Origin of the sequence: Stenotrophomonas maltophilia (assembly GCF_002799245.1) — a bacterium.
Classification (GTDB): domain Bacteria; phylum Pseudomonadota; class Gammaproteobacteria; order Xanthomonadales; family Xanthomonadaceae; genus Stenotrophomonas; species Stenotrophomonas maltophilia_S.
The window spans coordinates 295,764-307,704 of record NZ_NEQV01000001.1; the positions used below are offsets into that span (position 1 = coordinate 295,764).

Here is an 11,941-nt window from a genome sequence, read left to right on the forward strand (position 1 = left end):
ATCTCCCGGCGCACCTGTCATCCTCGATCAGCGATGCACGTGGCCGCGATGGCCCTGCGCGTCCTCGCCGTGATCGTGGCCTTCATGGCCCTGCTGCCCGCCGCCCTTCGCCGGCGCCGGTTCGCCACAGGCCTCACCGCAGTGGTCCGCTTCGATCTGCAGTGTCACATGCTCGATACCGAAGTCATCGTGCAGGCGCCCGCCCAGTTCGCGGCGCAACGCATCGGCATCGGTACCGTCGCGCATCACGATGTGCGCGGTCAGCGCCGGGGTGCTGGACGCCAGCGCCCAGACGTGCAGGTCATGCACGTCCAGCACCGCAGCATGGCCGGACAGGCTGTCACGCACCTTGGCCACGTCCATGCCCTTGGGCACGCCTTCCAGCAACACATTGATCGCCTCGCGCATCAGTACCCAGGTGCGCGGCAGCACCCACAGGCCGATCAGCACGGCCAGGATCGGATCGATCGGCTTCCAGCCGGTGAACTGGATCAGCAACGCACCGGCGATCACCGCAACCGAGCCGAGCATGTCCGCCCACACTTCCAGGTAGGCGCCCTTCACGTTGAGGCTCTCGCCACTGCCGGCCTGCAGCAGGCGCATCGAGATCAGGTTGATGACCAGGCCCGCAGCCGCGATCACCAGCATGCCGGTGGAGGCGATCTCCTGTGGCTTGCTGAAGCGCCCGACGGCTTCCCACAGGATGTAAGCGGCGACCACGAACAGCATCGCGCCGTTGATCATCGCGCCCAGTGCTTCCAGGCGCGCATAGCCGTAGGTGCGGCGCGCATCCGGCGGACGCCGGCTCAGCCGCACCGCGACCAGCGCGATCATCAGGGCCAGCGCGTCGGTGGCCATGTGCGCCGCGTCGGACAACAGCGCCAGGCTGTTGGTCCAGAACGCGCCCACCACCTCGACGACAAGGAAGGTAGAGGTCAGGCCGAGCGCCCACCACAAGGGTTTCTCGTGGCGGATCTCGGATGGCAGGTGATCGTGGTCGTGACCCATGGCAACAGCTCCTTTGCGATGGAGGCAGGCTACGCTGGCGGCCGTGGGGAAACTATCACGATGTTTATAACATTGCAGACCTGCAGGGCCGAGGCCGCCGGGCGCGGCCCGGCGCTACCGGGGTAGCGCCTGGCCATGCCAGCCGAGCGCCGCTGGAACGGCGCCGCGTGCACTCAGAACCCGAAGCGCAGGCTGGCCCAGTACGCGCGGCCCGGCTCGTTGTAGGTCGCCGCACCGGCATCGCTGCTGTTGGCCTCGCGGAACAGGCGCTTGTCGGCCAGGTTGTTCACACCGAAGCCGAAGCTGACCGTCTCGGTCACCTTGTAGCGCGCGCTCACGCCCCAGATGTTGTAGGCGCCGCGATCCTGCAGTGCGATCGACGGATCGCAGGTGCCGGTGCAACGCGGGTCGTTGTTGATGTTGGCGGTGGCCGGCTTCTGCTTGCCGTAGAAGGTGCCGGTCAGCAGCACGGACAGCTTGTCGGTGGCCTGCCAGTCCAGCATCGTGTTGATCGTGTACTTCGGGATTACCGACAGCGGCTGGCCGGTGCTCTTGTTCTCGTTCTCCACCATGTAGGTGAAGTTGTTGCTCCACTTCAGGCGGCTGCCCTGCTCGCCCAGCAGCGGAATCACCAGGTTGCCTTCAAGCCCCTGCACGATCGCCTTCGGCGCGTTCTCCCAGCGGAAGATGCGGCCCTTGGTGTCGGCGGTCAGGCCGATCTGGGTGTAACCGGCCTGGATCTTGTCCTTGTAGTCGTTGTGGAAGTACGTCAGCGACGCCTGCCAGCCACTCTGCGGTGCCCACTCGATGCCCAGCTCCTTGTTCAGGCTGGTTTCCGCCTTCAGGTCGGCATTGCCGCGCATGTAGCAGCCGGCGCCCAGGCTCGGCAGCGCATTCGGGCAACCATTGCCGCGGGTGTAGTACAGGTAATCCGGATTCGACTGGTACAGGTTCGGCGCCTTGAACGCGCGGGCGATGCCGCCCTTCACCACCCAGTCGCTGTTGATGCGGAACTGCGCATTGAGGCTGGGGCTGGTGTTGTTGCCGAACTGGCTGTGGTGGTCGAAGCGCAGGCCCGGGGTAACGATCCAGCGCTCACCCAGGTAGATGTTGTCTTCCACGAACACGGCGGTGGTCTGCGCATCGGACTTGCCGCGCGCGCGATCGGCCGACAGCCCCGGGATGCCGCCGCCGCTGCTGCTGGACTGGCTCATCGAATACGGGTCGGTCAGGCGGCTGTCCAGGTATTCAAAGCCCAGCGTCCAGATGTTCTCGGCACCGCCCAGCGTGGACGGGAAACTCACTTCGCCGTCCAGCTGGTAGTTGCGCAGGCGCGAGGTCGACCAGTCGGTGCCGTTGAAGCTGCCTTCCGGACCACCGGCCAGGCCTTCGTTGATGCGCGAGTTGTTCACCGCTTCCACCGCGGCCGTCACCCGCGAGGTCACGTCGCCCCAGCGGCCGCGATGGGTGATCGCGCCGGTGTTGCGGTACATGCGGTTGGTCTCCGCTTCGCCTTCGGCCAGAGCCGCCAGGTCGACACCGGTCGAGGTGCCGGTGGTGCTGACGGCGCGATCACCGGCGTAGATGTTGCCCTGGCGGCTGGTGCCGGCTTCGAACTCCACCACCTGGTTGGCGGTCACGTCCCAGCGCAGCAGCGCGTTGACGTCGCGGTTCTTGACGCCCTCGCGGCCAGCCGGTGGCACTGCGTTCGGATTGGTGGCGTACTGGCGGTTGAGATCGAGTGAATCGGCGTCGGTCTTGTTGAGGTTGCCGTACAGGCGGAACGACAGGGTGTCGGTCATCGGCCCACTCAGCTGCAGGCCGACACGCTCGCTGCCGCCTTCGGCGCTGTGCTCGGGCACCAGGCCATACAGGTCGACCGCACCGGTCAGATCGCCGGTCGGGCGCTTGGTGATGATGTTGACCACGCCGCCGGAAGCACCGGAACCGTAGCGCGCCGCTGCAGGGCCGCGCAGCACTTCGATGCGCTCGATCATTTCCGCCGGCACCCAGTTGGTATCGCCACGCGTGTTGCGCTCACCGCTGCGGCCCATGCGCACGGCATCGCGCGCACCGATGCGCTTGCCGTCGACCAGGATCAGGGTGTTTTCCGGGCCCATGCCACGCAGGTCGATCTGGCGGTTGTTGCCGTACTGGCCCGAGGCGCTGTTGCCGGTGAGGTTCACGCCCGGCATGGTGCGCAGCAGTTCGGCGATGTCGTTGGCCGGCGGGCGCTTGGCGATGTCCTCGGCGGTGATGGTCGAGGTACCCAACGCCTGGCGGGCAATCTGCGAGGCGGTGACATGCACCGTGTCGATATCGGTGGCGTCGGTTTCAGCGCGGGCGGTCAGGGCGCTGCCCGCCAGCAGGGCGGCAACGGCGAGCGCCAGCGGGCGCGGCGAAAGGACAACGGCAGGAGACATGATCTGGACCTTCTGGCAGGGCAACGGGACCTCTGGCAAAGGGCTTGAGGCAACGACGAGGGGGAGGCGGAGCGTCGCTGCAGTCGCCTGCGGCCCGATCCGTGCGCGTATTCTCCCATCAATGCGAGTGATTCTCAAATGCGTTCACTCATTGCCGCAGTGGTGCCGATGTGCCTTGCGCACCGTGCAACCCTGCATCGCACTTAAACTGGGCGGCTTACCCGCCATCAACCGCACGCCACCGCGGCCGATACCGGTGGTTTGCCGTACGCAGTCAGAGATCGACGTGGAACCACCCCAACTGGACGATGCCAGCCAACCGCTGGCCGAGGCCTGGCAGCAGTGCCTGCAACAGGCCGGCCGTGCCGCCACCGCGCTGCTGCATGCCGCCGCCGCCGATGCCCCGCCGGCACTGGCCCAACGCTTCTACGAGGTGCTGCTGCAGGACCCGCGCGCGCGCCGTTTCCTGTCCCATGACCAGGTCAAGCAGCGCCTGCAACCGGCCATGCAACGCTGGCTGGTGCAGCTGCTGACCACCGATGCCGACGGGATTGCCGCCACCGTTGCCTCGCAACGGGTGATCGGCGATGTGCACGCCCGGGTCGGCATTCCCGTCGACCTGGTCACCCGCGGCGCGCGCGTGCTCAAGCACGAACTGTTCGTGCGCCTGCGCGACGACGCGCCCGACAGTGCAACCGCATTCGCTGCCATTGACTGCCTCAGCGCGATCATGGACATCGCCATGGAAGGCATGACCCTGGCCTACACCCATGCACGCGAGCGCTCCACCCGTGCCGATGCTGCGTACCGGCTGTTCTCGCTGGTACAGAACGTCGGCACCGAGCGCGAACGCCAGCGCGCACTGCTGCTGGACTGGGAGAACGCCCTGCTCTACGCGCTTGCCGGTCACGTGCAGGCCAGCGACAGCGCCAGCCTGGCCACATCGGAGTTCGGCCTGTGGTTCACCCACAAGGGCATCCCCAGCTTCGGCGAGAGCAGCGAGACCCTGCAGGTCGGCCAGTTGATGGCCCGCATCGACAGCAACCTGCAGCGGGCAAGCAGTGATGTCCCGGTACAGCGACTGGCGGTGCTGCCGGCCATCCGCGAGGACCTGGCCACCATCCGTACCCTGATGACGCTGCTGTTCGAGCGCATCGGCGAACTCGACGCCGGCAGCGATGCACTGACCAACCTGCTCAACCGCCGCTTCCTGCCAACGGTGCTGCGCAGGGAGATCGAGCTGGCCACGCGCAACCGCACGCCGTTCTCGCTGCTGCTGCTCGACCTGGATCATTTCAAGGCGATCAACGACGGCCACGGCCATGATGCCGGCGATCGTGCGTTGCAGCACGTCGCCGGCCTGCTCGGCCAGCTGACCCGCGGCAGTGACTACCTGTTCCGCTATGGCGGCGAGGAGTTCGTGGTGGTGCTGGTGGCGGCCAGCGAGTCACAGGCCTCGGTGATCGCCGAGAGCCTGCGCCGGCAGATCGCGCAGTCGCCAGTGGCATTGGCCAACGGCCAGGTACTGTCGCTGACCGCCAGCATCGGCGTGGCCGGGCATGACGGCCACCCGGACTACGAGCGGCTGATGGCACGCGCCGACGCGGCGATGTACGAGGCCAAGCGCAGCGGCCGCAACCGCGTGGTGGTGGCCAGCACGGACCTGCAGGAAGCCCCGGGGCGGCGCGCGTTGCAACGCTGATCGGCAGCGCCGGACGCGCGCGTCAGCAGGTTTCGGCGCGGCGTGCCAGCCGCCACGCCGCCCACCACAGCAGTGCCAGCAACGCGATGCCGGCACCCAGCAGGCACACGGCAGGCCAGCCATGCCGGGCCTGCATCCAGGGCCCTGCAGCCGCACCCGCACCGCTGCCCACGGCATAGAACAGCATGTACAACGCCACCAGGCGTCCGTGCTGCTCACCCGGCGCACGCAGCAGCAGCGCCTGGTTCGATACATGCAATGCCTGGCCACCGAGGTCGAGCACGATCACACCCAGCAGCAGCAACGACAGCGACTGCGGCAGGCCCAGCAGCGGCCACCATGCGGCCAGCATCAGCAGCAACGCGCCAGAACTGACCCGGTCAGCAAAGCCGCGGTCCATCCAGTGCCCGACCCGTGCTGCCATCAATGCACCCGCCACCCCGGCCAGGCCGAGCGCGCCGATGGCCGCGGTGGACCAGTGCAGCGGGGGCGCCGACAGCGGCAGGGGTGCCGCCGCCCAGAACACGTTGAGGCCGGCAAACAGCAGCAATGCCAGCGGCCCGCGCTCGCGCAGCGTTCGATCCTGGCGCAGCATGCCCAGCATCGAGCCCAGCAGTTCGCGCCAGCGCGGCGGCAGCGCGGGTACCGGCACGGCCGGCAGGCGCCGCCACAGCAGCACGGCCAGGGCCGCCATCACCACTGCCGACAACAGATAGACCGCTCGCCAGCCGGCGATGGCCGCCACAGCGCCGGACATCACCCGCGCCAGCAGCAGGCCGATGAACACCCCTCCCTGCACCACCCCCACCACGCGCCCGCGCTGCGCGGCCGGGCCCATCGCTGCCGTGTAGGCGATCAGCCCCTGGGTCAGCGCGGTACCCAGCAAGCCGGCCAGCAGCATCCCCGACAGCAGCCAGCCTGCCGTGCGCGCCGCCGCCAGCCACAGCAGGGCCACCACCAGCGCTGCCAGCTGCAGGCGCAGCAGGCGCCGGCGGTCGCTGCGATCGGCCAGCGGCAGCAACCCCAGCAATGCCAGCACGCTGCCGGCCTGGGTCGCAGCCAGCACCGCGCCAGCCACCGCGCGCTCCAGTGCAAAGGCCTCGGCCAGCCGATCCAGCAGCGGTTGTGCGTAATAGACATTGGCGACGCTGGCACCGGCGGCAACCGCAAGCAGCACCAGCAGGGAGCGTGGAATCGGCACGGCATTCATGATCTGGTTGCATATTGAAACTGGATGCAGGCTATCGGCATTGGTTTTAAACTGCAACCACATCCGACGGAGACCGCCATGCACGCAGACAGCCCCTGCCCCGTTGCCCGCAGCGCCGATCTGCTCGGCGACCGCTGGGCACTGCTGGTGATCCGCGATGCCTTCGACGGTGTCAGCCGCTTCGGCGACTTCCAGCGCAGCCTGGGCGCGGCCCGCAACATCCTCAGTGATCGCCTGCGCAGGCTGGTGGAGGCCGGCATCCTGCAACTGCAACCGGCCTCCGACGGCTCGGCCTACCAGGAATACGTGCTCACCGCCGCGGGCCAGGCGCTGTTCCCGGTGCTGGTCGCGCTGCGCCAATGGGGTGAACGCCATCGCTTCGACGCGGGCGAGGCCCATTCGCAGCTGATCGAATCCGGCACGCGGCGACCGCTGCCATACATGCAACCGCGCGGGCGCGACGGTCAGCCGGTGCAGGCCGCTGCCACCCGTGTGCGCAAGCTCAAGGACGACGGGCGCGGCGCCTGACCCGCCCGTTCGCGCACACCGCGATCCGGCCGCGCCGGTTAGCATCGGATCTTTCCGCCGCTGGACGCCGCCGATGTCGTGCTATCGCCCTTCCCTGATGACCGCCCTGCTGCTGCCGTTGCTGGCCTGCGCCACGGGAGCCGCGCAGGCCCGCGAGGTCGCCGCACCCGCCGACCATGTGCAGGCTGATGGCCCGTATGTCTTCCGTGAGGGCACCCAGTTGCAGGCCAGGTGGATCTGCGCCGACAAGGTCGAATCGCGCACGCTTGCCGCCGGCGCAGCAGGTACCGATATCGCGCCCCGCTGCGGCTACGAACACACGGTGCACGTGGCTGCGCCGGATGCAGCCTCGGTCTCGGTGCTGCCGGCCACACCGCGCATCGTCGCGCTGTCCGACATCCATGGCCAGTACGGGCTGCTGGTGCGCCTGCTGCGCGCCCATCAGGTCATCGACGCCCAGGACCGCTGGGCACTGGGCAAGGACACCTTGGTCATCGCTGGCGATGTGTTCGACCGCGGCCCGCAGGTGACCGAAGCATTCTGGCTGCTGTACGGCCTGCAGCAGCAGGCTGCCGCCGCCGGTGGCGCCGTGCACTTCGTGCTCGGCAACCACGAAACCATGGTGCTGTACGACGACCTGCGCTACGTCAACCCGAAGTACCTGCGCAGCGCCCAGCTGCTGGGCCGCAGCTACCCGCAGCTGTATGGCGCCGATTCGGTGATCGGGCAGTGGCTGCGCACCCGCCCGGTGCTGCTGAAGATCGGCGATACGCTGTTCCTGCACGGCGGCATCTCGCCCGAAGCGGTGCAGCTGGCGCTGGAGCCGGCACGCACCAACGCGGCCTATCAGGCCTCGCTGGGCCTGCCCAAGGCCGAGGTGAAGGCCGACCCGGCCACCGCACCGCTGTATGACGGCAAGACCAGCCCCATCTGGTACCGCGGTTACTTCGATGGCCGCCTCGACACCGCAGGTGTACAGGCCGTGCTGGATCGCCTGCAGCTCAAGCGCATCGTGGTCGGCCATACCTCGATGCCGCACGTCAGCAGCTTCCATGGTGACCGCGTGATCGCCATCGACAGCAGCATCAAGAACGGCGAGAACGGCGAACTGCTGTTCATCGAGGATGGCAGGCTCAGCCGCGGCCTGCTGGACGGTTCACGGGTACCGCTGGCGCCGGGCGAGCCGGGCCTGCAGGACTGAATGGAGGGACAGCGCGACGGCACCGGCGGGTGCCGGCGCGCTCCACCTTCACCCGGTTTGCGGCTACCCTCGGCAGCCGAGAGGCCCACCCCGTCCATCCGGTGGGCCTGACCGCTACAGGAGCCCCCGCGCATGCGCGTTCTGATTGCTGAAGACGACCCGGACATTGCCTCCGGCCTGTGCGCCTCGCTGCGCCGGCAGGGGCACGTGGTCGACCACGTCGACAACGGTGCGCACGCCGATGCTGCACTGGGCTCGACCCAGTACGCATTGCTGGTGCTGGACCTGGGGCTGCCGCAACTGGATGGCCGCGACGTGCTGCAGCGCCTGCGCCAGCGCGGCGATGGCCTGGCGGTGCTGGTGGTGACCGCCCGCGACGGCCTGGCCGAGCGGGTGCGCGTGCTCGACCTCGGCGCCGACGACTACCTGGTCAAGCCGTTCGCGCTGGACGAATTCGAAGCACGCGTGCGTGCACAGCTGCGCCGGGTCACCAGCAATGGCAACCCGGACCTGCGCATCGGCCGCCTGCGCCTGGACCTGGCCGGGCACCGCGTGTGGATCGATGACCAGTCGCTGGAACTGACCGCACGCGAGTTCGGCCTGCTGTCGGCACTGGCGGTACGCGCCGAGCGCATCGTGTCACGCGCGCAGCTGGTGGAAGCGCTGTGCGACTGGGGCCAGGACCTGACCGACAACGGCCTGGACATCGCCCTGCACCGCCTGCGCCGCAAGCTGCAACCCGGCGGCATGGGCATCCGCACCGTGCGCGGGCTGGGCTACATGCTGGAAGACGCGCAGGACGACAGCGCCCCGTGATCAGTGGACCCCCCAGCCTGCACCGGCGCCTGCTCGCCTTCCTGGCGTTGCCGATGCTGGGCCTGCTCACCTTCAATACGATCCTGGCCTATTACGTTGCGCTGGACTATTCCAACCGCATCCACGACCGCAACCTGATCGACGACACGCACTCGTTCGCGCAGATGCTGAGCACCATGCCGGTGACCAGTGACCTGTCTCCGCAGGCGCGTTTCCTGATCGAGTACGACCCCGACGGCCATCGCTATTTCAACGTCGACAGCAGCCGCAAGGGAACGCTCAGCGGCAACGCGGACTTCAGCCCGTATGCCCCCTCGCAGGACTGCACCGGGGTGCATCCGGCGCTGTACGACGGCAACCTCAACGGCCAGCAGGTGCGCATGGCCACTGTCTGCACGCAGGCGATGAACGATCCGCAGGACCAGCTGGCGGTGACCGTCGCCGAAAGCATGGCCGACCGTCGCCAGCGCGCACGCGAAATCCTGATGATCATCATCCCGCTGATGACCATGCTGGCGCTGGGCACCGCCGCGCTGGTGTGGTTCGGCGTGACCTACGGCCTGCGCATCCTGACGCCACTGAGGACCCGCCTGGCGCAGCGCCGGGGCGAACTGGCGCCGATCTCCGATGCCGACGTGCCGGAGGAGATCCAGCCGCTGATCAGCACCATCGACGATCTGTTTGCCCGCCAGGCGGAGATGATCACGCTGCAGAACCGCTTCATCGCCGATGCCGCGCACCAGCTGCGCTCACCGTTGGCCGGCATGGCCCTGCACGTGGACCAGGCACTGGCCCACGGTGACCCGGACACGGTGCGCGAGGCGCTGCAGCACATCCGCCGGCTCAACCAGCGCACGGCGCGGGTCAGCACCCAGCTGCTGGCGCTGAGCCGGGCCCAGACCGTGCCCGATACCGTGGAAGCACTGGACCTGTGCGAGCTGGTACCGCAGTGGGTCGGCATGCGCGTGCCCGAAGCGATCCGCGATGGCATCGATCTGGGTTACCGCGGCAGCCCCCACCCGCTGCGCGTGCTCGGCAATGGTGCCCAGCTGCAGGAAGCACTGGACAACCTGATCGACAATGCGCTGCGCTATGCCGGCCGCGATGCGACCGTCACGGTCGGCGTGCACGCGCTGGATGACAATGACGTCGAACTGTACGTGGAGGACAACGGACCCGGCGTACCCGAGGACGTAATGCCGCGGCTGGGCGAGCGCTTCTTCCGCGCCCCCGGCACCACCGCCAGCGGCACCGGCCTGGGCCTGGCCATCGCCCATGAGGCGGTGGAGCATCTCGGCGGCCGCCTGACCTTCCTCAACCGCGCCGGTGGCGGCCTGAGGGTCGCCATCACGCTGCCGCTGCTGAAGGCCCCCTGACCCGCACCGGGGCGCTGAAAGGCTGGCGAAAATCGCGCTTGCGATCCTGACCATCCCCACTGCCGTCCCGGAGCCGCCAGGTGACCGAATCGCACGACTTCTTCCTCCCCGGTGGCCCGCAGGGCGTGCTGCTGGTCCACGGCCTGACCGGCACCCCGGCGGAAATGCGCATGCTGGGCAAGGGCCTGAACAACGCCGGTTTCACCGTGCACGGCGTGCAGCTGCCCGGCCATTGCGGCACCGTGGATGACCTGCTGGCGACCACCTGGGAACAGTGGTACCAGGGCGTGGAAGATGCGGCGGCAAGCCTGCGCGGCAAGGTCGACCAGCTGTTCGTCGGTGGCCTGTCGATGGGCGCGGTACTGTCGCTGGCCCTGGCCGCACGCCGCCCCGAGTGGGTATCCGGCGTCGGTGTCTATGGCGCCACCTTCCGCTACGACGGCTGGAACATCCCCGCCGTGGCCCGCCTGTCGTTCCTGCTGCCGTGGTTCAAGCGCTTCAACATCGGCCGCGACCGCATGTTCATGGAAGAACCGCCCTACGGCCTGCGTGACGAACGCCTGCGCGCCCAGGTCAGCGCTGCCATGCTGTCCGGCGACAGCGCGGCGGCCGGCCTTCCGGGCAACCCCTGGCACGCGCTGGCCGAGATGCGCGCCCTGAGCAACTGGACCCGCCGCCACCTGCACCAGGTCACCGCGCCGTGCCTGGTGATGCATGCCCGCGAAGACGATGTGGCCAGCATGGGCAACGCCGAGCTGGTGATGTCGCGGGTCAGCGGCCCGAAGGAACTGGTGGTGCTGGAAGACAGCTACCACATGATCACGATCGACCGCGAACGCCGCGATGTGATCCGCCGCAGCGCGCGCTTCTTCACCGAGATCGGTGAACGCAGCGGCGTCCTCAAGGCGGTGGCCTGAGATGGGGGCACTCGCCACGCTGCTGTGGCTGGCCAATGTCGTGCTCGATACCGGTGGCCAGCTCGCCTTCAAGGCCGCCGCCAGCGATCCGCAGGATGGCGAAGGACTGCAACGCTGGAAACACATGCTCAGCCGCCCCTGGCTGTGGATCGGCATCGCCTGCTACGTGCTTGAGTTCGTCGCCTGGATCGCGTTCCTGTCACTGGTTCCGCTGTCCAAGGGCGTGCTGCTGGGCTCGATCAACATCGTTGCGCTGATGATCGCCGGCCGCATCCTGTTCCGCGAGAAGCTCACGCCATTGCGGGTGACCGGCATGCTGCTGGTCACTGCCGGCGTGGCGGTGGTGGGGGCCGGCTCATGAGGCGCCTGTATGTGATCGGTTTCCCCCTGCTGATGGCCTTCGACACGCTGGCCCAGCTGTGCTTCAAGTACGCCGGAGACGCGGCGCTGCCGGTCGAGGCCAACACTGCCTGGCTGCTGCGCGTGCTGTCGCAGCCGTGGGTGTATGGCGCCATCCTCGGCTACGTCGGCGCGTTCTTCACCTGGATGAGCCTGCTGCGCCATGCGCCGATCGGCCCTGCATTCGCGGCTTCGCATCTGGAAGTGATCAGCGTGCTGCTGCTCTCGGCCTGGCTGCTGAAAGAGCCGCTCACCCTGCACCACCTGGTCGGTGCGGTACTGATCGTGGCCGGCATCGTCTGCCTCGGCCGCGCCGAAGCGGACGACCCGCACAGTCCCGCCGAAAGCACTTCGTGAGCGG

At 68.3% G+C, this 11,941-nt stretch carries 11 protein-coding genes; 8 read left to right on the forward strand and 3 right to left on the reverse strand.

The features are described 5' to 3' along the window. Nucleotides 1-27 precede the first annotated feature (27 nt). Together B9Y64_RS01435 and B9Y64_RS01440 are read right to left on the reverse strand one after the other, a co-directional pair. The gene (locus B9Y64_RS01435) at nt 28-1,008 is read right to left on the reverse strand and encodes a cation diffusion facilitator family transporter (protein WP_100439208.1); all 981 of its coding nucleotides are present in this window, start codon (nt 1,006-1,008) and stop codon (nt 28-30) included. A 173-nt stretch (nt 1,009-1,181) separates the two neighbouring features. After that, the gene (locus B9Y64_RS01440; protein ID WP_100439876.1) at nt 1,182-3,431 is read right to left on the reverse strand and encodes a TonB-dependent siderophore receptor; all 2,250 of its coding nucleotides are present in this window, start codon (nt 3,429-3,431) and stop codon (nt 1,182-1,184) included. Between the two features lie 286 nt (nt 3,432-3,717). On the opposite strand from B9Y64_RS01440, the gene B9Y64_RS01445 reads away from it, so the two are divergent. After that, nucleotides 3,718-5,133 carry a GGDEF domain-containing protein gene (locus B9Y64_RS01445; RefSeq protein ID WP_100439209.1) on the forward strand — a complete coding sequence of 472 codons (1,416 nt, stop codon included), beginning with the start codon at nt 3,718-3,720 and terminating at the stop codon, nt 5,131-5,133. 22 nt (nt 5,134-5,155) lie between these two features. On the opposite strand, the gene B9Y64_RS01450 is transcribed toward B9Y64_RS01445, so the two are convergent. Beyond that, complete coding sequence (locus B9Y64_RS01450; protein WP_100439210.1) at nt 5,156-6,343, reverse strand: MFS transporter; 1,188 nt, start codon at nt 6,341-6,343, stop codon at nt 5,156-5,158. Between the two features lie 78 nt (nt 6,344-6,421). Here B9Y64_RS01450 and B9Y64_RS01455 point away from each other — a divergent pair, with 78 nt between their 5' ends. The 7 genes from B9Y64_RS01455 (at nt 6,422) to B9Y64_RS01485 (ending at nt 11,937) form a co-directional block, all read left to right on the forward strand. After that, a complete protein-coding gene (locus tag B9Y64_RS01455; RefSeq protein WP_100439211.1) occupies nt 6,422-6,871 on the forward strand; it encodes a winged helix-turn-helix transcriptional regulator in 450 nt (149 codons plus the stop codon). 73 nt (nt 6,872-6,944) lie between these two features. Continuing rightward, nucleotides 6,945-8,072: a metallophosphoesterase gene (locus B9Y64_RS01460; protein ID WP_100439212.1), complete on the forward strand. Its 1,128-nt coding sequence runs from the start codon at nt 6,945-6,947 to the stop codon at nt 8,070-8,072. Nucleotides 8,073-8,204: 132 nt separating this feature from the next. Further along, on the forward strand, nt 8,205-8,888 hold the full coding sequence (locus tag B9Y64_RS01465; protein ID WP_008265770.1) for a response regulator: 684 nt from the start codon (nt 8,205-8,207) through the stop codon (nt 8,886-8,888). Further along, the gene (locus B9Y64_RS01470) at nt 8,885-10,264 is read left to right on the forward strand and encodes a sensor histidine kinase (protein ID WP_100439213.1); all 1,380 of its coding nucleotides are present in this window, start codon (nt 8,885-8,887) and stop codon (nt 10,262-10,264) included. The genes B9Y64_RS01465 and B9Y64_RS01470 overlap by 4 nt, the downstream gene beginning before the upstream one ends. Before the next feature lie 80 nt (nt 10,265-10,344). Continuing rightward, nucleotides 10,345-11,181, forward strand: a complete 837-nt coding sequence (locus B9Y64_RS01475; protein ID WP_049446362.1) for an alpha/beta hydrolase — start codon at nt 10,345-10,347, stop codon at nt 11,179-11,181. A gap of 1 nt (nt 11,182) precedes the next feature. After that, nucleotides 11,183-11,542, forward strand: coding sequence for an EamA family transporter (locus B9Y64_RS01480; RefSeq protein ID WP_014646430.1), 360 nt, complete (start codon nt 11,183-11,185; stop codon nt 11,540-11,542). Continuing rightward, entirely contained in the window at nt 11,539-11,937 is a 399-nt protein-coding gene (locus tag B9Y64_RS01485; RefSeq protein ID WP_100439214.1) for a DMT family transporter, read from the forward strand. The genes B9Y64_RS01480 and B9Y64_RS01485 overlap by 4 nt, the downstream gene beginning before the upstream one ends. Nucleotides 11,938-11,941 lie beyond the last annotated feature (4 nt).